Source organism: Pelomonas sp. SE-A7, assembly GCF_030345705.1.
In the GTDB taxonomy this organism is placed as follows: domain Bacteria; phylum Pseudomonadota; class Gammaproteobacteria; order Burkholderiales; family Burkholderiaceae_C; genus JAUASW01.
On the sequence record NZ_JAUASW010000002.1, the window covers coordinates 643107 to 664420 of the forward strand.

At 68.5% G+C, this 21314-nt stretch carries 18 protein-coding genes; 13 read left to right on the plus strand and 5 right to left on the minus strand.

Features of this window, described 5'->3' with window-relative positions; genetic code table 11:
- Positions 1-95: 95 nt before the first annotated feature.
- Positions 96-2672, minus strand: a complete 2577-nt coding sequence (locus QT382_RS16920; protein WP_289255256.1) for a sensor domain-containing diguanylate cyclase — start codon at positions 2670-2672, stop codon at positions 96-98.
- Positions 2673-2774: 102 nt separating this feature from the next.
- On the opposite strand from QT382_RS16920, the gene QT382_RS16925 reads away from it, so the two are divergent.
- Both QT382_RS16925 and QT382_RS16930 read left to right on the plus strand, forming a co-directional pair.
- Positions 2775-3452 (plus strand): GGDEF domain-containing protein, encoded by a 678-nt coding sequence (locus QT382_RS16925; RefSeq protein ID WP_289255257.1) that lies wholly within the window; start codon positions 2775-2777, stop codon positions 3450-3452.
- A gap of 155 nt (positions 3453-3607) precedes the next feature.
- Positions 3608-5167, plus strand: a complete 1560-nt coding sequence (locus QT382_RS16930) for a sensor domain-containing diguanylate cyclase (RefSeq protein WP_289255258.1) — start codon at positions 3608-3610, stop codon at positions 5165-5167.
- Here the strand turns inward: QT382_RS16930 and QT382_RS16935 are convergent.
- Together QT382_RS16935 and QT382_RS16940 are read right to left on the minus strand one after the other, a co-directional pair.
- Positions 5164-5736 carry a DUF1134 domain-containing protein gene (locus tag QT382_RS16935; RefSeq protein WP_289255259.1) on the minus strand — a complete coding sequence of 191 codons (573 nt, stop codon included), beginning with the start codon at positions 5734-5736 and terminating at the stop codon, positions 5164-5166. The genes QT382_RS16930 and QT382_RS16935 overlap by 4 nt on opposite strands.
- A gap of 2 nt (positions 5737-5738) precedes the next feature.
- Positions 5739-6362, minus strand: coding sequence for a TetR/AcrR family transcriptional regulator (locus QT382_RS16940; protein WP_289255260.1), 624 nt, complete (start codon positions 6360-6362; stop codon positions 5739-5741).
- A gap of 103 nt (positions 6363-6465) precedes the next feature.
- Here QT382_RS16940 and QT382_RS16945 point away from each other — a divergent pair, with 103 nt between their 5' ends.
- From QT382_RS16945 to QT382_RS16995, 11 genes are all read left to right on the plus strand, one after another.
- Positions 6466-7551, plus strand: a complete 1086-nt coding sequence (locus tag QT382_RS16945; RefSeq protein WP_502929911.1) for an MBL fold metallo-hydrolase — start codon at positions 6466-6468, stop codon at positions 7549-7551.
- 163 nt (positions 7552-7714) lie between these two features.
- Positions 7715-8851: a sensor histidine kinase gene (locus QT382_RS16950; protein ID WP_289255261.1), complete on the plus strand. Its 1137-nt coding sequence runs from the start codon at positions 7715-7717 to the stop codon at positions 8849-8851.
- The gene (locus QT382_RS16955; RefSeq protein ID WP_289255262.1) at positions 8848-9933 is read left to right on the plus strand and encodes a histidine kinase; all 1086 of its coding nucleotides are present in this window, start codon (positions 8848-8850) and stop codon (positions 9931-9933) included. The genes QT382_RS16950 and QT382_RS16955 overlap by 4 nt, the downstream gene beginning before the upstream one ends.
- An 18-nt stretch (positions 9934-9951) precedes the next feature.
- Positions 9952-10731: a LytR/AlgR family response regulator transcription factor gene (locus QT382_RS16960; protein WP_289255263.1), complete on the plus strand. Its 780-nt coding sequence runs from the start codon at positions 9952-9954 to the stop codon at positions 10729-10731.
- A 23-nt stretch (positions 10732-10754) separates the two neighbouring features.
- Positions 10755-11282, plus strand: coding sequence for a protein tyrosine phosphatase family protein (locus QT382_RS16965; protein WP_289255264.1), 528 nt, complete (start codon positions 10755-10757; stop codon positions 11280-11282).
- Between the two features lie 120 nt (positions 11283-11402).
- Entirely contained in the window at positions 11403-12173 is a 771-nt protein-coding gene (locus QT382_RS16970; RefSeq protein WP_289255265.1) for a LytR/AlgR family response regulator transcription factor, read from the plus strand.
- Positions 12174-12360: 187 nt separating this feature from the next.
- A complete protein-coding gene (locus QT382_RS16975) occupies positions 12361-12813 on the plus strand; it encodes a hypothetical protein (protein ID WP_289255266.1) in 453 nt (150 codons plus the stop codon).
- Between the two features lie 74 nt (positions 12814-12887).
- Positions 12888-15089 carry a molybdopterin-dependent oxidoreductase gene (locus tag QT382_RS16980; protein ID WP_289255267.1) on the plus strand — a complete coding sequence of 734 codons (2202 nt, stop codon included), beginning with the start codon at positions 12888-12890 and terminating at the stop codon, positions 15087-15089.
- Positions 15090-15313: 224 nt separating this feature from the next.
- Complete coding sequence (locus tag QT382_RS16985; protein ID WP_289255489.1) at positions 15314-15520, plus strand: cold-shock protein; 207 nt, start codon at positions 15314-15316, stop codon at positions 15518-15520.
- Positions 15521-15671: 151 nt separating this feature from the next.
- Positions 15672-15887 (plus strand): hypothetical protein, encoded by a 216-nt coding sequence (locus QT382_RS16990; RefSeq protein ID WP_289255268.1) that lies wholly within the window; start codon positions 15672-15674, stop codon positions 15885-15887.
- 60 nt (positions 15888-15947) lie between these two features.
- Positions 15948-16745, plus strand: a complete 798-nt coding sequence (locus QT382_RS16995) for a type 2 periplasmic-binding domain-containing protein (RefSeq protein ID WP_289255269.1) — start codon at positions 15948-15950, stop codon at positions 16743-16745.
- Positions 16746-16752: 7 nt separating this feature from the next.
- Here QT382_RS16995 and QT382_RS17000 read toward each other — a convergent pair whose 3' ends face one another.
- Together QT382_RS17000 and QT382_RS17005 are read right to left on the minus strand one after the other, a co-directional pair.
- Positions 16753-18111, minus strand: coding sequence for an efflux transporter outer membrane subunit (locus QT382_RS17000; RefSeq protein WP_289255270.1), 1359 nt, complete (start codon positions 18109-18111; stop codon positions 16753-16755).
- 23 nt (positions 18112-18134) lie between these two features.
- The gene (locus QT382_RS17005) at positions 18135-21305 is read right to left on the minus strand and encodes an efflux RND transporter permease subunit (RefSeq protein WP_289255271.1); all 3171 of its coding nucleotides are present in this window, start codon (positions 21303-21305) and stop codon (positions 18135-18137) included.
- Positions 21306-21314: the final 9 nt, after the last annotated feature.

Consider the following 21314-nt stretch of genomic DNA (forward strand, 5'->3'; position numbering starts at 1 on the left):
GCCTTTCGACTGCCTGCCTCGTCACGAGGCGCAAGCAGTCTAGGACCGACGGGGAGCCCTGCCCAGCCCGCTGTTTTCCCTAGGGTGCGGCGTCCTTACTCGAGGGGACGGGCCACGCAGTAGCGGCCCTTGCCGCCCCGCTTGGCGGCGTACATGGCGTCGTCGGCACGGCGCAGCAGGCTGTCCGGCGCCTCGCCCGGCGTGGCCATGGCCACGCCAATGCTGGGCGTCACCACGGGCCGGCCGGCGGCCAGCAGATGGGGCTGGCCCAGCAGCTCCAGGATGCGTTCGCACAGCCGGCCCACATCGGCCTGGCTGCCGGCGTCCTCGACGATCACGGTGAACTCGTCGCCACCGAGGCGGCAGACCGAGTCCACGCTGCGCACACAGGCCTTGAGCCGCTCGGCCACGCCGCACAGCAGCTGGTCACCGGCCGCATGGCCCAGGGTGTCGTTGACCTTCTTGAAGCCGTCCAGGTCGACGAACAGCAGGCCCAGCAGGTGGCCGCTGCGGCCGCTGCGCGCCAGGGCTTCGGCCAGACGTTCGTCAAAACTGCGCCGGTTGGGCAGGCCGGTCAGGCTGTCCAGCCGCGCCATCTCGTCCAGCTCCTCCTGGTGGCGCTTCAGCGCCGAGATGTCGCTGAACACGCGCACCTGGTGGCTGGGCCGGCCGTCGGCATCGCTGATCCGGCCCACGCTGAGCCAGATGTCCAGCACCCGCCCGTCCGCACACATGAGCAGCGATTCACCCACCCAGCGCTGGGTGTTCGGGTCCAGCTCTCCGACGGGCGGCAGGCCGCATTCGGTGGCCGGCCGACCCAGCAACTGGGCAGCGGCCCGGCCGGTCAGGGCCGAAAAGGCCGGATTGCAGTCGATCACCCGGTCCTGAGCATCGGTCAGCAGCACGGCATCGCCGATCTCGGCCAGCACGCGCGAGGCCAGACGCAGCCGCTCGGCACTGCCCCGCTTCTCGGTGACGTCCTCGGCAATCACCAGGACATAGTCAGGCAGGCCATCGCTGCCGAAGACCGGGGCCTTGAGCATGTCGAAGTAGCGGCGGCCTTCGGGACTGTCGAAATGCTGGTCCGGATAGTGCCGCGGCACGCCGCCGGCCTGGACCTCCAGATCCTGCTGCTCGTAGCGGCGGGCGTCCTCGGCATCGGCCACGATGTCGCGCACCTTGTGTCCGATGACCTCGTCGCGACGGCGGTGGAACCCCCGCTCGGCCGCGCGGTTCCAGAACAGGTAGTCCCCGCGATTGGCGCCGCGCAGGCTGCGGGCAAACACCGGAATGGGCAGGTAGTCGAGCAGGCTCTGCAGGAAGCTGCGCTGCTCGTCCAGACGCACCTCGGCCGCCTTGCGCTCGCTGATGTCGCGGGTGAACAGGGCCACGCCGTCCTCCAGCGGCACGATCTGGTGCTGCAGCCAGTGGTCATGCAGATGCGGCGAATGCGCAGCCCGCTCGCTGAGCAAGGTCTGACCACTGGCCAGGGCCAGCTCGAACTCGTTGAGCATGCCGCTGTCGCGCGCGCTGGGCAGCAGCTCGCAGAAGCGCCTGCCTATGGGCTCACGCACGTCGAGCAGCCTAGCCGCGCGCGAGTTGGCATCGATCACCGTCAGGTCGTCCAGCCGCCCCTGGGCATTGCGCTCGGCCCGCATCATCAGCACGGCATCCAGGCTGCCTTCCAGCGTGGCCCGAAGGCGCGATTCGGCGCTCTGGACAAGCTGGCCACTGCTGGCCAGACGACGCGCCTGCAGGATCAGCAGCCAGGCGGCGCCAAGCAGCAGCAGGCCGACCAAGCCGCCGGTGGTCAGGATGCGCATCCGGTGGTCGCGGTAGCTCGCCAGCGCCGACTCGGCTTCCAGGCCGACGGCGGCCAGCAGCGGGTAACGGCCCGGCTCGGCCAGCGCCAGGAAGCGCAACTGCCCGTCGAGCCGGCTGGGCAGTGGCTCGAGTTCGGCCCGGGCCTGCGCCTGGCGCTTGCGCAGGCTTTCCAGGTCGATCAGCTCGCCGTGCGAGAGCTTGCCGTCGTTGAGCCGGGCGCGCACCCGGCCGTCGGCGCCCACCAGGGTGAAGGTGCCGCTGAGTCCGGCCTGCTCCTCGGCAGCGGTCAGATCGTCCAGGGCAATCAGGGCCGTGACCGCGCCGACGAAGCTGCCGTCCGGGCCGCTCAGGCGCCGGCTCATGGGCAGCACCGGCCGCGGGTCGCCGCCGGGCAGGACCTCGGTCTCGGCCAGGTCGAGAGCGGCATCCGACAGCTTGGCGGCGCGCCGGAAGAAGGGCCTGGCCGACACCGAAGCCGGCAGCTCGCGTCCGCCGCTGGCTATCAGGTTGCCGCGGGCGTCGACCACCAGCCAGCCAGCCACGCCCCCATTGCCCAGCAACTGGGCCGCGTCGCGCAATCCGCCTTCGCCCGAGCCCCGCAGACGCTGGAGCAGGTCCAGCGTCCGTGCCGCCCGGTCCAACACATTGCTGGCGTGGCTGGCGAGTTTCTGCGCGCCGCGGTCGGCGTCGACCTGAATGCGCTCGGCCTCGGAGCGGTACTCAAGCTGCAGCAGCAGCGCCACGTTGAAGGCCAGCAGGACCAGCACCAGCCCTGCCGCGGCCACGATGCGGCCGGGCGAGGAATTGAGCCGAAGGCGCCAGGGGGCCGGATCGACGGTGACGGGCATGGTTGAGGGCTTGCGTCTGCTTGGCGCGCGAAAAGGTCGCTGAGTGTATCGGCGCACCGGCGTGGCTTGGCTGGGCGGGCGCGGCCGGGCTATTCTTGCCCGATGGACGAACGCATCAAGCCCCTGCTGCAGGCGGCACAGGGGGCCGAACAGCAGGCAGCCCAGGGCGAATGGTCGGGGGTCAGCGAGTTGCTGCCCCGCCTGAGCGGCGCCGGCCTGGCTGCGGCACCGCTGGCCGAGCGCCTGAGCCTGCTGGCTGAACGGGCCGGCCAGTTCGAGCTGGCGCTGCGCTTCTTTCAGTGTTTCCACCGCTTGAGCCAGGCGGAGCCCGGCGGGCTGACCGAGCGCTCGACGCTGGAAGCGCGCTGGCCGGCCCTGCAGGCCGCAGGCCGTCCGCTCTGCCTGGCCCTCCTGGAGCCGGACCAGAGCACCTCGGATCCGACCCGGCAAGACCCGGTACTGCTGCAGCTGGTCCAGCTGCAGCGCAACCAATGCCGCGCGCATGACCTGACGCTGCGCCAGGGCCCGCAGCAGTTGCTGCTGGTGCTGCTCGACATCGAGCTGGCCGCGGCCCGCAATGCCTGCGAAAGGGTGCGCCGGGCGGTCAAGGCCCATGACTGGGCCGCCTTTGGCGTCGAGGGCCTGAGCGTCTCCATCGGCTTCACCGCCTTGCGCGGCGGCGAGTCGCTGGACCGGCTGCAGGCCCGCGCCGAGGCCGGCCTGCTGGCCGCCCGCCGCGAGGGCCGCAACTGCGTGCGGGCCGGCCTGCTGGCCGACTGAACCCAGCCCTCGTCACCTAGGGTCTGCACGGCCTATCGATTGAGGAGGCGGCCTCGGCCGGCCAGGGTCGGACGAGGGATTGCCGCCATAGGCTTGTCGCACGGCGCTGCCTACCATGGTGAGAACCATCGGGAGGTCGCCAGGCGCGAGGGACCATGCTGTCGCTGCCAATCAACAGGGCTTTCAGGCTCAGCCTGAGCCAGTGGATGCTGGTCATCACGCTGCTGACCCTGTTGCCCTTCCTGGCGTTCGCTGTCTATGCCGGGCAGCGCATGATGGCCGACCGCACGGCCGAGCGCGACCGCCAGCTGCTGTCGGTGGCCCAGGACCGCGCCGCCGAGGTCCAGATGCTGCTCAACAAGGCGCAGGCCATGCTGCGGGTGCTGACGGTGTCACGCCCGGCCCAGCAGGGTGACCTGGCCGGTCTGCACGAGCTGGCCGTGGCCGCCCGGCCGCTGCACAGCGATGCCGCCGACATCTGCCTGATCGCGCCGAGCGGCCAGGTCCTGTTCAGCACCGAACAGGCATTGGGCAGCGAGCTGCCGGCCCATCCGGCCCAGCCCGGCCTGATCGAAAGGCTGGAAAAGGGCGAGACCGTGGTGTCCGCCCTGCACCTCAACCCACGCAACCAGCAGCACGAGCTGTCGCTGTCCGTGCCCCTGCAGCTGGGCAACCGGGGCCTGCACGAGCTGCGCCTGGTGATGCGCAGCCAGACGCTGTCGGCACACCTGGCCCGCACGCCCATCAATGGCGCACTGGGCACCTCTCTGATGGACAGGGACGGCACCGTGCTGGCCCGTAGCAGCGATGCGCCCAAGTTTGTCGGCAAGCGCGCGGCCGACAGCGTGCGCGGACTGCTGGCCCAGTCCAGCGGCAGCGTGGCCGACACCACCGACCTGCTGGGCCGCGAGCTGCGCATGGCCCAGGTGATGGTGGCAGGCGCCCCCTGGCACGTGGTGGCCGGCGTGCCGCGCGCGCAGGTCCAGGAGGCCGAGCGCGGCACGCTGCTGCAGCTGGCCCTGCTGGGCGCGGTCTGCATTGCGCTGAGCATCGCCTGCTCTCTGGCGCTGGGGCTCTACCTGGGCCGGCAGATGCGCAAGGTGGCGGCCTTCCACAGCACCAGCCCGGCCGAGCTGGCCAATGAAAGCGCCAGCTTCAATGTGCGCGAGCTGCATGTGGTGGCAAGCGCCCTGGTCAACGCCGCCGAGAACGAACGCGCCGCCAGCGATCAGGCCGCCCGCGCCCAGCTCGACGGCCTGACCGGCCTGGCCCGCCGTCCGCTGTTCATCGGCACGGGTCAGCGCCTGGCCAACGAGGCGCTGCGCCGCCACCATGCGCTGGCCGCGCTCTACATAGACCTGGATGGCTTCAAGCGGCTCAACGACAGCCAGGGCCATGCGGCCGGCGACGCGGCCCTGACCCGGGTGGCCGCCCTGATCAAGGACTGCATCCGCGGCGAGGACTGCGCCGGCCGCCTGGGCGGCGACGAGTTCGGCGTCTTCCTCAGCGCGCCGACCTCGGCCCTGCGCCATATCGCCATGGCCGTCAGCTCGCGCCTGGTCAGCCGGGTCGGTCAGCTGCCCGATGGCCTGGGCTGCAGCATAGGCATCGCCGTGGCCGAGCAGCCGCCGTTCGACATCGAGCAGCTGCTGGCCGAGGCGGACGCCGCAATGTTCAAGGCCAAAAAGGCGGGCAAGAACCGCTGGAGTTTTTAGAACGGATTGAAGCTCTTCTCGCGCCGGTAGTGCAGGTAGCCGACGCTGGCACCGGCGCGCAGGCCGACGCCCAGGCGGATGGGCGCGAGGGTCACGCCGTTGGCGCGCTGGTAGTTGATGCCCACGCCGCCCACGTAATAGAAGCTGCCGTCCACGCCGGGATAGCGGCGGTAGATGGCGCCCACGTTGGGCAGCTTGTAGACCAGGGTGAAGACCTTGGCGGCATTGGCGCCGGCGTCGAAGCCAATCGACGGGCCGGCCCAGAAAACCTTGGCCGAGCCGCCGGCCTTGGTCTGCAGCGTGCCCTCGCCGTAGCGCAGGCCCACGGTCAGCGCGGCGCTGCCCTCCTCGCCCTTGATGTAGCCGTTGGGGCGGCCCTGGTCCTTGAAGGCCTTCTCGATGACCTTGGCAATGCCGGCGGCACCATTGCCGAAGAAGTCGACCGCGGCGGACAGCACCGTGTCTTGGTCGTAGGTCGAGGATTCGTCGTCGGCCGCCAGGGCCGGCAGCGACAGGGCCGGCAGGCCGGCCAGCATCAGCAGGGTGTCACGGCGTTGGGGGTTCATCATCTTCATGCCTCCTTGCGGGAAAAGCGGCCCAGGAACATGTCCACGCAGTCGTCGAGCAGTCGCTCGGCGGCCGCGGAGCCCAGCGGCTCCTGGCCCATGGTCAGCTGCGGCCAGAAGGCCAGCGACTTGAGCAGGCCCTGCAGCAGCTGGGAGGCGTACTGCGGGTCGACCGGCTCGAGCCGGCCATCCTGCTGCGCCGAGGCGATCCATCCAGACAGGCCCGACTCCTTCTCGCCCAGGCGCTCGACCATGTGACGGGCCCGGTCCGGACTGTGCATCATCTCGGCCACCGCGACCCGCACCAGGTCAAGGAAGCTTGTATCGGACAGTAAGCCCAGCTTGCGCGCCAGCAGCTGGCGTAGCTGCTCGCGCAGCGGGCGGCCGGGGTCGTAGGCCAGCTCGCCCATCGCCGCACTGCGCTGGAACAGCTGCAGCAGGATCTCGGCGAACAGCTCGTCCTTGCTGGGGAAATGGTTGTAGACGGTGCGCTTGGACACCTCGGCAGCGGCGGCAATTGCATCCATGCTGGCGCGCTGGAAGCCATGTTCGCGGAACTGCGCCAGCGCCGCCTGGACGATGGCCTCGCGCTTTCGCTCGGTCAGGGGGCGGTCGTCTTCGGAGCTCATGGCAGCAGCAATGTCCTTGCAGAGGGGACGGGAATCTTACACCGCACGGTTTACTTTTCAAACGCAAACACTACACTGTACAGTGTAATTTCAAGACCCAGCCATGACACCACGCCTCCGCTGGACCGCCCTCGTCCTCACCCTGGTTGCACTGATGAGCACTGCCTTCCTGTCTTCCGCCTGCACCTCGCTGCCCCGCGCCGACTACTCGAGCTCGCCGCAGCAGCGCGAGGGCAACTTCCGCAACACCGAGCCGCGCCGCGAGGCGGCCGGCCTCGCCAAGACCTTGCAGATCGCCTGGCGCTTCATGTTCGACAAGCCAGCCGACACCGTGCCCGACCGGGCGCTGGATGTGCTGCCGCTCAGCCAGTCCGAGCTGCTGGCCGCACCCGACCTGAGCCTCTGGCGCCTGGGCCATTCGACCCTGCTGCTGAAGCTGGAAGGCCGCTTCTGGCTGACCGACCCGGTGTTCTCGCTGCGCGCCTCGCCCTTTCAGTGGATGGGCCCCAAACGCTTCCACGCGCCCCCGATTGCGCTGGATCAGCTGCCGCCCATTGCCGGCGTCATTCTTTCGCATGACCACTACGACCACCTGGACGAGGCTGCGGTCAAGGCGCTGGCACCCAAGGTCGAGCTCTTCGTGACGCCGCTGGGCGTGGGTGATCGCCTGATCGCCTGGGGAATACCGGCCGCCAAGGTGCGCCAGCTGGACTGGTGGCAGGCCACCGAGCACCAGGGCTTGCGCCTGGTCTGCACGCCGGCCCAGCATTTCTCCGGCCGCTCGCTGAGCGACGGCAACCAGACGCTGTGGGCCTCCTGGGCCCTGCTGGGCCAGCAAGCGCGGGTGTTCTTCAGCGGCGACAGCGGCTATTTCGACGGCTTCCGCGAGATCGGCGAACGCCTGGGCCCCTTCGACCTCAGCCTGATGGAGACCGGCGCCTACGACCCGCAATGGCCCGACGTCCACATGCAGCCGGCCCAAAGCCTTCAGGCGCACCTGGACGTGAAGGCCCGCGTGATGCTGCCCATCCACAACGGCACTTTTGACCTGGCGATGCACGGCTGGACCGATCCCTTCGAGCAGATCTCGGCCCTGGCCGAGAAGCAGGGCGTGCCGCTCAGCATGCCCCGCATCGGCGAGCGGGTCGCGCTACAGGCTGCCAAGGGCGGCTCGGCCTGGTGGCGCTGAACCAGCACGCTGGCGGGAAGCCGTCACCAACGGAATCGAAATTCATTCAATACGGTCACCACACTCTGGATAGCGTCACGGGAGCAACTGGGTTTCGTCGCCTATCAGCCGGCTTCGTCGCATAGGGCCCATGGGGTTGCGGGCCCGCGACACAATCCGCGCCATGTCAGACATCCCCGCCTCGCCTGCGCTCGTCGTGCCGCCCAACCCGGTCGCGGCCTTGCGGACCATGGTGAACCTGCGCTCGGCCTTGGCGGTACTGGCGATCTGTGTCGTGCACGCGCTGTCGCGCATGCTGGCCTGGGTGCCCTACGAGCCCATGTCGCTGCTGAATTGGGCGCTGGAGCTGCTGGTCTACACCCGGCAGTCCCTGCTGACCGGCACGACCGTGCTCCTGGCCATCGGCCTGGCCGAGGCACTGCTGGCAGCCTGGCGTCTCGGCGGCGCGGCCCGCTTGCTGGTCCAGGGCCTGGCCGTTGCCGGCGGTGCCATGGCGGGCACCCTGCTGCGGGTCCAGGTGTTCCGCTGGCTCGCCAAGGAGCCCATGACCAGCCCGGTCATGACAAGCTGGCTGATTTCCACGTCCGGCCTGTGGTTCGTCCTGGGTTGCCTCGGCTATGCCCTGCTTCAGCTGCTGAACCACGAGCGAGCCATGCAGGCCGAGCTGCAACGCGTGCAGCGCGACCATGAACAGCTGCAGGCCCAGCAACTCGAGGCCCAGGTCTCGGCCCTGAACGCCCAGATCGAGCCGCATTTCCTGTTCAACACGCTGGCCAACGTCAAGCGCCTGTTCGAGACCAGCCCCGAGCGCGGCCGCGACATGCTGCGCAGCCTGATTGCCTACCTGCGAGCGGCCCTGCCCAGCATGCGCCAGCCCGAGTCCACGCTGGGCCAGGAGCTGGACCTGGTCGGCAACTACCTGACCATCCTGCAGATGCGCATGGGCGAGCGCCTGAGCTTCGGCATCGCCAGCGACGCCGAACTGGCCGACGCGCGCCTGCCGCCCATGGTGCTGCCGACCCTGGTGGAGAACGCGATCAAGCATGGCCTGGCCCCGCTGCCCGAGGGCGGCCGCATCGAGATACGCGCCCGCCGCGAAGGACCGGGCAGCCTGGTGGTCGAGGTCCGTGACAACGGCCAGGGCTTCAGCGGCAGCGGTGGCAGCGGCGTGGGCCTGGCCAATACGCGGGCCCGGCTGGCCGCGCTGTTCGGCGAGGCCGCAGCTCTGGAGCTGGAGGCCGCCCAGCCGCGCGGCGTGGTCGCCCGGCTGCGCATGCCCATGCTGGGGGTGGGCGCATGATGTCGCATCTGCTGTCGGCCTGGCGCTCGCTGAAGCGCACTGAATTGCTGCTGCTGCTGGGCCTGAGCCTGATGTTCGGCGCCATCGACCTCAGCGACCTGCTGCGCATCGATGCCGGACCCAAGTTCTGGTCCGTCGTGACCCACCATCTGGTGACCTCTGTCGCCGCTGCCGCGGTCATCATGCTGTGCTGGCTGCCGGCCGACCGCTCCAGCGAGCAGGCCGCCCAGCGCACACGACGTCTCGTCATCGCGACCGTGGTCGGTTCGGTGCTGGCCGCGCTGACGATCTGGGAGCTGACGGTGAGCCTGCCCTGGCCGTCGATCACCGAGCTGGTGATGATCAAGAAGAAGATGCCCATGCCGCAGCTCAGTGCCGGTCTCTTCGTTTCGTTCACCCTGCAGGTGTTGCTCCCGACCTCGCTGCTGGTGGCAGCCAGCGAGATGCTGCGCCGCCAGCGCCGCGCCACCGAGGCGCTTCAAAGGGTGCTGGCCGAGCAGGCCCAGCTGCGCCGCCGCGCCATGGCCTCGCGCCTGGCCGCCCTGCAGGCCCAGGTCGAGCCGCAGCTGCTGTTCGATGCCCTGGTCGATGTGGAACAGGCCTACGACCAGCAGCGTCCCGATGCCGCCCTGCGCATGGAGCGGCTGATCCGCTACCTGCGCGTGGCCCTGCCTCGGCTGCGCGAGGCCGGCTCCTCGCTGGACGCAGAGGCCGAGCTGCTGGACAGCTACCTGGACGTGATGCGCGATCTGCAGCCACGGGCTCCACAACTGGTCCGCCTGTGGGCCGACGGTATCGGTCAGCAAGCCCTGCCGCCCATGCTGCTGCTGCCGCTGTTGCAGACCGCGCTGCAGCGGGCTGCAGGCGATCCGCCGGAGCGCTGCGAGCTCCGTGCCGAGCGCATGGCCGGCAGTCTGCACATCGAACTTAGCTTCGACCGGCCCGGCCTGTGCGGCAGCGTCGAGGACCTGGCGGAGCTGAACAAGCGCCTGGCCTTGCTGGCCGGACCCAGGGCCTGGCTGAGCTGCACCAGCCGAGACAGCGGACCCACGCGTTTCACCCTGGACTTGCCGGACACCTGAAGCCCGAGAATCCCGACCATGCGCAGCCAACCCACCGCCGTCGTCGCCGAAGATGAATCGACCCTGCGCCATGAACTGGTCGAGCAACTGGACAAGCTCTGGCCCGAGCTGAGCATCGTGGCCGAGGCCGCAGACGGCGTGCAGGCCTTGCGACTGCTGGACGAATACCAGCCCGACATCCTGTTCCTGGACATCGAGATGCCCGGCGCGACAGGGCTGGACGTCGCCCGCCAGGTCGGTGGCCGCAGCCATGTGGTCTTCGTCACCGCGTACGACCAGTACGCCGTCGCCGCGTTCGACCAGGGCGCGGTGGACTACCTGCTCAAGCCGCTGGTGCCGGCCCGGCTCTTCACGGCGATCAGCCGGCTCAAGCAAAGGCTGCAGCAAGGTCTGGCCCCGATGGAGCTGGGCGGCGTGCTGGAACAGCTCGGCGCCCGCAATGGATCGACCGGCGCGTCCCTGGCCGGCCGCGCGCCGCTGCGCTGGATCAACGCCTCGGTGGGGCAGACGCTGAAGCTGATCACGGTGGACGAGGTGCTGTACTTCCAGTCCGACAACAAATACACCCGGGTGGTCACGCGCGAGGGCGAGGCCCTGATCCGCAAGCCGCTGAAGGAGCTGGTCGAGGAGCTGGACCCGCAGCAGTTCTGGCAGATTCACCGCTCGACCCTGGTCAATGCCACGGCCATAGGCGCGGTGACCCGCGACTTCCGCGGCCGCATGCAGATCAAGCTCAAGCAGATTGACGAGCAGTTGCTGGTGGCGGAAAGCTATGTGCATCTGTTCAAGCAGATGTGAACGGAAGCTGGAGACACATGCGCATGAACTTCCGCCGGCTCGCCTGCCTCGCCCTGATGGCCGCAGCCACACTGGCGCACGCCGCACCGCCTGATGCCCCGCCCAACCTGATCGCCATCGACGCCAAGCTGGTCACCTCGGGCCAGCCCTCGGCCGAATGGCTTTCCACGCTGGCGGCGCAGGGCTTCGAGGCCGTCATCTACCTGGCACCGCCCACCGTCGGCGATGCGGTGCGCGATGAGCCCCTGATCGCCGGTCGTCAGGGTCTGATCTGGGCCAATCTGCCGATCCGTTTCGACCGGCCGGCCGACGCCGACTACGAGGCCTTCGCCGCCCTGCTCTCGTCGCTGCGCGGCAAGAAGGTCCTGGTGCACTGCCAGGTCAACATGCGAGCGTCGACGCTGACCTTCCTGTACCGCGTGCTGGTCGAGAAGGTCGAGCCGCAGCAGGCCTGGGAAAACGTCAGCAAGGTCTGGACGCCGCAAGGGCCCTGGAAGGCTTTGATGGTCGAGCGGCTGCGCAAGCAAGGCATCGCCTTCGATCCGTTCTGACCCCCTAACTTGCCGGATCAGCATTCCCCATTTGGAGGAAGCGCGGCGCCGAATCGCGTCCGAAAATTCCTTCACCATGCAGGCGCTTGCAGCATTCAGGCAGGTGCACGGGTGGTGGCGATGAACAACAACGCCACGCCCTTCCCTGAAGCGACGGCCCTGGTCGCCTACGACCAGGCCGACCTGCGCTGCCAGCTCCTGCAGCAACTGCAGCTGCTTTGGCCGGAGCTGCATGTGGTGGGCGAAGCGGCCGACGGATTGCAGGCCTTGCGCCTGGCCGAGTTCTGGCAACCCGAGATCGCCCTGCTGGACGTCGACATGCCGGGTGTCAGCGGCCTCGAGGTGGCCCGCCAGCTGGACCCACGCTGCCAGGTGGTCTTCATGACCGAGCATGAACGCCATGCGATCACGGCCTACGAGCAGGGCGCCGTGGACTGCCTGCTCAAGCCGCTGACGCCGGCCCGGCTCAATGTGGCGCTGACCCGTCTGCGCCAGCGGCTGAGCCATTCGATCGGCGAGCCTCCCGTGGCTGCGCCGACCAACGCGCAGCCGGCGCCTGACGGTGGCTCGCTGCGCTGGATCAGCGCCACGGTCGGACATTCGGTCCGGCTGATCACCATCGACGAGGTGCTCTATTTCAAGTCCGACCACAAGTACACGCGGGTCGTGACCCAGCAGGGCGAAGCGCTGATACGCAAATCGCTGAAGGAGCTGCGGGGCGAACTGGACCAGCAGCAGTTCTGGCAGATCCATCGCTCGACCCTGGTGAATGCACTGGCCGTGGCCGGTCTGACCCGCGATGCCGGTGGCCACCTGAGACTGCAACTCAAGCACCGCCAGGAACTGCTGTCCGTGGCCGACGCCTACGTCCATCGCTTCAGGCAGCCCTAGCGCTGCGACGAACGGCGATCGTCGCAGCGCGACCTCGTTTCATGCCCATGGAATGGAGCTTCGTCACCTGCGGTTTCAACTGAGGCGCAGCGCCTCCTAGATTGGATTGGACCGGCCGTCGCGGGAGCTCACAGGCGTCCGGTCCCACCTCGTCTCCACCTCAGGCAAGAAGAACAGGAGTCCCATCATGAATCTGCACGCCATCGGGCGGGCCGGCCTGCTGCTGGCCCCGGCCCTGACCCTCTTCGTCCCGGCCGCCCTGGCCGAACCTCCGCAAAGCGAGCTGCAGCGCGTAGAGATCAGCTCGCAGAAAACGCAGCAGCCTCGCTACGACGTGACCGAGAACTGCCCGACCATCGCCGACAAGCTGCCCGTGGCCCTGGGCCACGACTGGTACCGCATCCAGAAGGACGGCACGGTCTACGTGGAGTTCACGCTGAGCGAGGGCCGGCCCGGCGAGATCCGTTCGTCCGGCGGACCTCGCGACTACTATCCGGCGATCCGCAAGGCCATGCGCAACCTGGACTGCAAGAAGGGCGGCGCCCCCGAGCGCTTCGCCTTCGAGATCGTCTTCCGCGACGAATGGGACCAGCCTATCGATGAACGGCCACGCCCGGTCGCCTTCCTCAAGCTGCGCTGAGACGCTGTCGCCCGCGCGACCTGCGCGCGGGCGGCAAGCGGCCCACAATCGGCAGACCCCATGGAGGCCTGCCGATGTCCAGCACCCACTACCGCATCTGCCCGCTGTGCGAAGCCTGCTGCGGCCTCGAAGTCCGCACCGAGGGCCGGCAGGTCGTCTCCATCCGCGGCGCGGCGCAAGACGTCTTCAGCCAGGGCTTCATCTGCCCCAAGGGCACCTCGCTGAAGGACCTGCATGAAGACCCCGACCGGCTGCGCCAGCCGCTGATCAAGCGCGAGGGTGTCTTCGTCGAGGCCAGCTGGGACGAGGCCTTCGCCGAGGTCGAAAGCCGGCTGCTGCCTGTGTTGCAGCAACACGGCCCTGATTCAGTGGCCGCCGTGGCCGGCAATCCGAGCGCCCACAAGATCAGCCTGCTGGCCTATTTCCCGCGCCTGGTGAAGGCCCTGGGCACGCGCAATGTGTTCAGTGCCTCGACGCTGGACCAGATGCCCAAGCAGCTTTCCAGCGGCCTGATGTTCGGCCACTGGCTCAGCATCCCCGTGCCCGACATCGAGCGCTGCGACTGGCTGCTGATGCTGGGCGCCAACCCCATGGTCAGCAACGGCAGCCTCTGGACCGTGCCCGACTACCGCGGCAAGGCCAAGGCGATGCGCGCGCGTGGCGGCCGCATCCTGGTGGTCGATCCGCGCCGCACCGAGACCGCGGCAGCGGCCGACGAGCATTTGTTCATCAAGCCGGGCGGCGACGTGTTCCTGTTGCTGGGCCTGGTCAACACCCTGTTCGACGAAGGCCTGGCCAAGCCGGGCCGTTGGTCCGAGCACCTGAACGGGCTCGATGAACTGCAGGCCGCGATCCAGCCCTTCACGCCCGAGCGCATGGCCGAGGGCTGCGGCGTCGCGGCCGAGGTCCAGCGTCGTCTGGCCCGCGAGCTCGCCGGCGCCAAGGCCGGCGCGGTCTATGGTCGCATTGGCACCTGCACCCAGCGCCACGGCACGCTCAACAGCTGGCTGGTTGACGTGCTCAATGTGCTGAGCGGCCACCTGGACCGGCCGGGCGGCATGATGTTCCCCAAGGCCGCGGCCTTTGCCGCCAACACGGCCGGCAAGCCGGGCAGCGGCAAGGGCGTGGCGACTGGCCGACGCCGCAGCCGCGTGTCCGATGCGCCTGAAGTGTTCGGCGAGCTGCCGATCACCGTGCTGGCCGAGGAAATCGAGACGCCCGGCACCGGCCAGGTGCGGGCCCTGATCGCGATGGCCGCGAATCCGGTGCTGTCGGCACCCAACGGCGCGCGCTTGGCCAAGGCCCTGGACAGCCTGGATTTCATGCTGAGCCTGGACATCTACCTGAACGAGACCAGCCGCCATGCCGACGTGATCCTGCCGGGTCTGTCGCCGCTGGAGGATCTGCACTACGACATGGCGTTCCCGCAGCTCTCGTTCCGCAACCATGCGCGCTTCTCCGGCCCGGTGTTTGCCAAGGCCGAGGACCAGCCCGAGGAATGGCAGACCCTGTTGCGGCTGGCCGCCCTGGTCGAGGGCCGTGGGCTCGATGTCGATCCGCAGCAGCTCGACGACGAGGCCATCGCCGCCGACGTGAAGCGCTTTGCCGGCGAGCATGCCGAGGCGGTGCTGAAGGCCCTGGGCGACCAGCGCGGGCCCGAGCGCCTGATCGACCTGGCCATCCGCAGCGGCCCCTACGGAGACCGCTTCGGCCTCAAGCCGGACGGGCTCAATCTCGCCAGGATCAAGGCGGCCGAAGGCGGCATCGACCTGGGCCCGCTGCAGCCGCGCATCCCGGAAATCCTGCGCACGCCCTCGGGTTGCATCGAGCTCGCGCCGCCGCTGCTGCTGGATGAACTCTCGCGGCTGCAGCTGCCGGAGGCGAACGAGGGCCTGCTGCTGATAGGCCGGCGCGACATGCGCTCCGGCAACAGCTGGATGCACAACCTGCCGGTGCTGGCCAAGGGACCGCAGCGCTGCACCTTGCTCGTCCATCCACAGGACGCTCAGCAGCGCGGCATTGCCGAAGGCAGTGATGCCCTGGTGCGCGCCCGCGGCGCCGAGCTGCGCGTGCCGGTGCAGTTCGATGCCGGCCTGATGCCGGGCGTGGTCTGCCTGCCGCATGGCTGGGGCCATGACCTGCCGGGCATGCGCTTGTCGCTGGCCGGCGAACGGCCCGGCGTCAACATGAATTCCCTGCTGAGTGAGGCCGAGCGCGATCCGCTTTCGGGCAATGCCGTGCTCAGCGGCGTGCCGGTGGAAGTCCTCGCGGCCTGAGGGACTTGGGGCGCTGTGTTACATTGCGCCCCCATAGAACCACGAAAGACCGTTTTCACAAGGTCTTCGAATTGCAGCCCCGCATACCGATCTTCGCGCGAGCGGCTCGCTTCAGTTTCAAACTCCCCGTCTGACTGCTCTTGAGTGTTTCTGTCTCCGCCGACCCGTCGGGCCGCGGAGTGTTTGTCCATCTTTTTCGTTTTTCTAAGGAAACTCTCATGACCATCCAGACCGGCACCGTGAAGTGGTTCGACGACGGCAAGGGCTTCGGCTTCATCACCCCCGCTGACGGCGGCAAGGACCTGTTCGCCCACCATAGCGAAATCCGCAACGGCGGCGGCTTCCGTACCCTGGCCGAAAACCAGCAGGTCGAGTTCGAAGTCAAGCAAGGCCCCAAGGGCCTGCAGGCTGCGAACATCAAGCCGCTGTAATCCAGCCGCTTCGCACGGTGGCGCGGGAGCGCCACCCACTTCAGGCCCCGCCGCTGGCCTCGTAAGCGGCAAACATCAAAACCAATCCGCGCCAAGACGGATGGCTGTCAGAAAGCCTTCTCCATCAAGGCGCACACCTCAAGGAAAAACAATGCAATACAAGAGCATTGAGGTGGGGCGTTACCTTGTCTCACCGATGAGCAAGCCGACCGGCGACGGCGGCTACACCGCCTCGGTCTCGATCCGTTCGGGTCAGGGCCAGGCCAGTCATGACCGTGTTCTGCGCTTCGTGCCGCGCTTCGAAAGCCGCCGCGCCGCTCTGCGCTATGCGGTCCGCGAAGGCCAGGACTGGGCCCAGACCCACTAAGCCTCGCGCTATCGAAAACCCCGGTGCAAGCACCCCTGCGGGCTGCGAGCATCGGACTCAATGAAGCTACTCGCGAAAGTGCCCGGCCTGCTGCTGGGCCTCGCCTGCCTGCCGGCCCTGTCGGCGGGCCCCTGTCCGACCCAGGTGCGGATAGGCATCATCGACTACGAACTGGCGCCGCTGGTGCTGGCCGTAGAAAGGGGCGCGCCACCCGAGGGCAAGCTGGTCGACTGGATCCGCATGGCCATGGGCCGCAGCGCCTGCAATCCCGGCTACAGCTTCGAGCGCATGCCCATTCGCCGCGGCCGGGTCGAGCTCGAGCAGGGCAATATCGACATCTGGGCCGTCTCCCTCCCGAATCCGGAACTGCATGACCAGGGCGTGCTGCCCATGGCCAAAGGTGCTCCGGACGCGGGTCTTGGCTTCTTCCGCACCGCCTACTCGCTCTACGTCCTGGCCGGGGAGCAGCGCGTCAAATGGGACGGCAGGCAGCTCGTCGGTCCGGCGGACCTGAGCATAGGCATCTCGCCGGTGCGGGCCATCGAAGACCTGGCCCGCGAGCGCGGCTGGCCGGTTGACCGAGCCGTCGACACACCCAACGCAATGAACAAGCTGCTGAGCGGCCGTCACCTGGCGGCCGTGCTGCCCGAGGCCGCGATCTCGAGCCAGCCACCCGACATCCTCAAGAAGCTGCAACGGCTGGAACCGCCGGTGCTGATGGCCTGGTATTACTCGGTGGCGAGCAAGCCCTTTGCGAGCCGCTACCCAGAGTTCATGCGGGGCTACTGGCTGGAGCTCTGCCGGCTGGGCCGGACCGAAGCGCCCAAGGGCGAATGGCCGGCCTGCCGCGAGTCCTGACTGAGCCTCAGCTGGCGGAAGCTCCGCCGCCCAGGGCTTTGTAGAGCTGCACAGCATTGAGCTGCTGGGCCAGGCGAACCTGGACCAGGGCCAGTTGTGCCGCGAAGCTTGCGCGCTGGGCATCGAGCAGCTCCAGGCTGCTGGAGGCGCCGTTGCTGAAGCGCAGCTGCACCAGCTTCAGGCGCTGTTGCTCGGCCTCCGACTGCTTCTGCTGGGCCTGCAGCTGCGTGCCCAAGGTGGCGCGGCCGGCGAGTGCATCGGCCACCTCGCGGAAGGCGGTCTGCACCGCCTTCTCGTACTGGGCCACGGCCATGTCCTGGGCTGCCTTGGCCGAGTCCAGGTTGGCCTGGTTGCGACCGGCATCGAAGATGGGCAGCAGGGCCTGGCCGACAAAGCTCCAGGCCGTGTTGCTGAACAGATCGGACAGATGCGAGCTGGCCGTGCCCAGGCTGGTGGTCAGCGCAATGCTGGGGAAGAAAGCCGCACGGGCCGCGCCGATATTGGCCGAAGCGGCGCGGAGCATGCCTTCGGCCTGCAGCACGTCGGGACGCAGAGTCAGCACTTCGGAGGGAATGCCCACCGGCAGATCCGGCAGCGCCGCCTTGCCGACGGCCGGCAGCGAAGCCGGCAGCGGCTGGCCGACCAGCAGCACCAGGGCGTTCTCGTCCTGGGCGCGCTGGCGTTCGGCCGCGGCCAGGGCGACCTGGGCGGCGCCCAGGGCCGACTCGGCGCCGGCCAGTTCCAGCGCGGAGGCCACGCCGGCCTCGTACTTCTGGCGGGTCAGCCGCAGGCTGTCGGTACGCGTGGCAGCGGTCGAGCGGGCGAGTTGCAGCAGCTCTTCGTCGGCCTGCAGGGCCAGGTGGCTGGAAGCCACGCCGGCCACCAACGCGATCTGGGCCGCGCGGGCGCCTTCGCTGGACGCCAGGTAGCGGGCCGTGGCGGCATCACCCTGGTTCTTCAGCTTGCCGAACAGGTCCAGCTCATAGGCATTGATCTGCAGGCCGGCCTGGTAGGCGGCGGTGATCGTGTTGTCCTTGCCCGGCGTGCGGCTGTTGACGAAACCGGCCGCCACGGTGGGCCAGCGGTTCGCGTCCGACACCCGGGCCAGCGCACGGGCCTGCTCGACGTTGAGCAGCGCAACACGCAGGTCGCGGTTGTTCTTCAGCGCCAGTTCGATCAGGGCTTGCAGGCGCTCGTCACCAGCATAGAACTGCTGCCAGGCGAGCGAGCGGGCGGCCGTGCCTTCGCTGGCCGAGGCCTGCGGGAACTCCGCCGCCACCGGCGCCGCCGGCCGCTGATGATCGGGCGCCAGGTTGACGCAGCCGGCCAGCAGCAAGGCCGTCGCCAGGGCCGTGATTCTCGTCATCGTGAATTGATGGGCAGCCATTTTCAGTGGCCCTCCTTGGGGGTCTCGGTCGCGGTCGTCATCACATGGGCATGCTCGGCAGCGAAGCGCTGTTGCCGCTCGCTGCCCTTGAAGATGCGCCTGACGACCAGGAAGAAGATGGGCACGAAGAGCACGGCCAGCACCGTGGCCGAGACCATGCCGTACATCACGCCGGTGCCGATGGCGCGCTGGCTGGCCGAGCCGGCGCCGGTGGCGAACACCAGGGGCATCACGCCCAGGATGAAGGCGAACGAGGTCATGATGATGGGGCGGAAGCGCAGGTGGCAGGCCTCCAGCACAGCGGCCACCAGGCTCTTGCCCTGGGCCTGCAGGTCCTTGGCGAACTCCACGATCAGGATCGCGTTCTTGGCCGAGAGGCCGATGATGGCGATCAGGCCGACCTTGAAATACACGTCGTTCGGCAGGCCGCGCAGCGTGGCGCCCAGCACCGCACCCAGCAGGCCCAGCGGCACCACGAGCAGCACGGCGACCGGAATGCTCCAGCTCTCGTACAGCGCGCCCAGGCACAGGAACACCGCCAGCAGCGAGAACGCCAGCAGGATGCCGGCCTGCGAGCCGGAGATCTTCTCCTCGCGCGACAGGCCGGTCCATTCGAAGCCAATGCCGGCCGGCAGCTTGGCGACCATGGCCTCCAGCTCCTTCATCGCATCGCCGGTTGAGGCACCGGGCGCGGCGTCGCCGGCCAGGCGCATGGCCGGATAACCGTTGTAGCGCACGGCCTGCATCTGGCCGGTGATCCAGCGAGTCGAGGCGAAGCTCGAGAGCGGCACGCTCTGGCCGCGGCTGTTCGAGACGTTCAGCTTGAGCAGATCCTCCGGCTGCATGCGGGCAGCCGCGTCTGCCTGCACGACCACACGCTGCAGACGTCCCTGGTTGGGGAAGTCGTTCACATAGGCCGAGCCCAGATTCGTGCCCAGCACGGCGGCGATGTTGTCGAAGCTGACGCCCAGCGCGGCCGCCTTGTCACGGTCCACATCGATCTGCAGCTGCGGCGCATCTTCCAGACCGTCGGGACGCATGCCGGTGATCAGCTTGCTCTGCGAGGCCATGCCCATCAGCTGGTTGCGCGCATTCAGCAGGGCCTCGTGGCCCAGGCCGGCGCGGTCCTGCAGGCGCAGGGCGAAGCCGGTGGCCGTGCCCAGCTCGGGGATGGGCGGTGGCGACAGCGGGAAGATGAAGGCATCGCGAACCGCCATCAGCGCACCGAAGGCGCGGCCGGCCAGCGCCTGGGCACTGTGTTCGGGGCCATGGCGCTCGTCCCAGGGCTTGAGCGGCACGAACACCAGGGCGGCGTTCTGGCCCTGACCCGAGAACGAGAAGCCGATCACGCCAATGGTGGCCTGCACTTCGGGCTGGGCCAGGAAGAACTTCTCGACCTCGGCCACCGCGTCCTGCGTGCGGTTGGAGGTGGCGCCCGGCGGCAGCTGCACGTTGACGATCAGGTAGCCCTGGTCTTCATTGGGCAGGAAGGAGGTCGGCAGCCGGGTGTAGAGCACGCCGACGGCAATCGCCAGGCCCAGGTAGACCAGCAGCAGGCGGCCGGCGCGCGGCAGCAGCTTGGCGACCCAGCCCTCGTAGCCCTTGGCGGTGCGCGAGAAGCCGCGATTGAACCAGCCGAAGAAGCCGCCCTTGGCATGGTGGTGGCCGGCCTCGACCGGCTTGAGCAGGGTGGCACACAGGGCCGGCGTGAGGCTCAGCGCCATCACGGCCGACAGCAACATCGAGGCCACCATGGCCAGCGAGAACTGGCGGTAGATATTGCCCACCGAGCCGGCGAAGAAGGCCATGGGCACGAAGACCGAGACCAGGACCACGGTAATGCCGATGATGGCGCCCGAGATCTGGCCCATGGCCTTGATCGTGGCATCGCGGGGCGACAGCCCCTCCTCGCTCATGATGCGTTCGACGTTCTCCACCACCACGATGGCATCGTCCACCAGGATGCCGATGGCCAGCACCATGCCGAACAGGGTCAGCACGTTGATGGAGAAACCCAGGCCCAGCATGATGGCGAAGGTGCCGAGCAGGGCCACCGGCACGACCAGGGTCGGGATCAGGGTGTAGCGCCAGTTCTGCAGGAACAGGAACATCACCAGGAACACCAGCACGATGGCCTCGGCCAGGGTCTCGACCACCTGGGTGATCGAGATCTTGACGAACTTGGACGAGTCGTACGGGATCTCGTAGATCACGCCTTCGGGGAAATAGGCCCGCAGCTCGGCCATGCGGTCCTTGATCGCGGTGGCCGTGGCCAGCGCGTTGCCGCTGGGCGAGAGCTGCACGCCGATGCCGGTCGAGGGCTTGCCGTTCAGGCGCGAATAGGTGCCGTAGCCCTGGCCGCCCAACTCCACCTTGGCCACGTCCTTGAGCCGCACGGTCGATCCGTCGGCGTTGGCGCGCAGCACGATGTTCTTGAACTGGTCGACGTTGTCCAGCTGGCCCTTGACCACGATGGTGGCCGACATGGTCTGGCTGGTCAGGTTGGGCAGGTCGCCCAGCACGCCGGCCGGCACCAGGGAGTTCTGGGCGCGGATCGCGTTGTTCACCTCGAGCGGGCTGATGTTGAAGGACAGCAGCTTGGCCGGGTCCAGCCAGATGCGCATGGCGCGCTCGGTGCCGAACAGCTGGGCCTGGCCCACGCCCTGAACGCGCTGCAGCTCGGGAATGATGTTGCGGGCGGCGTAGTCGCCCAGCGCCACCGGGTCCATGCTGCCGTTCTTGCTCGACAGCGTGACGAACAGCAGGAAGTTGTTGCGGGCCTTGTCGACCCGCACGCCCTGCTGGGTCACCGCCGCCGGCAGGCGCGGCGCGGCGCGGCCCAGGCGGTTCTGGATCTCGACCTGGGCCAGGTCGATGTTGGTGCCGGGCTCGAAAGTCACGGTGATCGCGCCACTGCCATTGGCTTGGCTGACCGATTCCATGTAGGCGAGGCCGGGCGCGCCGTTGAGCTCCAGTTCGATGACCGAGAGCACGCTCTCGTCCAGGGTCTTGGCCGAGGCACCGGGATAGAAGGCCGAGATCACCAGCGAAGGCGGTGCGACCGTGGGGTACTGCGCCACCGGCAGCTTGGTGATCGCGACCGCCCCGAACACCAGGACGAACAGCGCGATCACCCAGGCGAAGACCGGGCGATCAATGAAGAAGCGGGCCATGTTGAGTCG

Coding starts and splice junctions, on each gene's coding strand:
- QT382_RS16920 (WP_289255256.1), bottom strand. CDS start 2,672: ATGCCCGTCACCGTCGATCCGGCCCCCTGGCGCCTTCGGCTCAATTCC.
- QT382_RS16925 (WP_289255257.1), top strand. CDS start 2,775: ATGGACGAACGCATCAAGCCCCTGCTGCAGGCGGCACAGGGGGCCGAA.
- QT382_RS16930 (WP_289255258.1), top strand. CDS start 3,608: ATGCTGTCGCTGCCAATCAACAGGGCTTTCAGGCTCAGCCTGAGCCAG.
- QT382_RS16935 (WP_289255259.1), bottom strand. CDS start 5,736: ATGATGAACCCCCAACGCCGTGACACCCTGCTGATGCTGGCCGGCCTG.
- QT382_RS16940 (WP_289255260.1), bottom strand. CDS start 6,362: ATGAGCTCCGAAGACGACCGCCCCCTGACCGAGCGAAAGCGCGAGGCC.
- QT382_RS16945 (WP_502929911.1), top strand. CDS start 6,466: ATGACACCACGCCTCCGCTGGACCGCCCTCGTCCTCACCCTGGTTGCA.
- QT382_RS16950 (WP_289255261.1), top strand. CDS start 7,715: ATGTCAGACATCCCCGCCTCGCCTGCGCTCGTCGTGCCGCCCAACCCG.
- QT382_RS16955 (WP_289255262.1), top strand. CDS start 8,848: ATGATGTCGCATCTGCTGTCGGCCTGGCGCTCGCTGAAGCGCACTGAA.
- QT382_RS16960 (WP_289255263.1), top strand. CDS start 9,952: ATGCGCAGCCAACCCACCGCCGTCGTCGCCGAAGATGAATCGACCCTG.
- QT382_RS16965 (WP_289255264.1), top strand. CDS start 10,755: ATGAACTTCCGCCGGCTCGCCTGCCTCGCCCTGATGGCCGCAGCCACA.
- QT382_RS16970 (WP_289255265.1), top strand. CDS start 11,403: ATGAACAACAACGCCACGCCCTTCCCTGAAGCGACGGCCCTGGTCGCC.
- QT382_RS16975 (WP_289255266.1), top strand. CDS start 12,361: ATGAATCTGCACGCCATCGGGCGGGCCGGCCTGCTGCTGGCCCCGGCC.
- QT382_RS16980 (WP_289255267.1), top strand. CDS start 12,888: ATGTCCAGCACCCACTACCGCATCTGCCCGCTGTGCGAAGCCTGCTGC.
- QT382_RS16990 (WP_289255268.1), top strand. CDS start 15,672: ATGCAATACAAGAGCATTGAGGTGGGGCGTTACCTTGTCTCACCGATG.
- QT382_RS16995 (WP_289255269.1), top strand. CDS start 15,948: ATGAAGCTACTCGCGAAAGTGCCCGGCCTGCTGCTGGGCCTCGCCTGC.
- QT382_RS17000 (WP_289255270.1), bottom strand. CDS start 18,111: ATGACGAGAATCACGGCCCTGGCGACGGCCTTGCTGCTGGCCGGCTGC.
- QT382_RS17005 (WP_289255271.1), bottom strand. CDS start 21,305: ATGGCCCGCTTCTTCATTGATCGCCCGGTCTTCGCCTGGGTGATCGCG.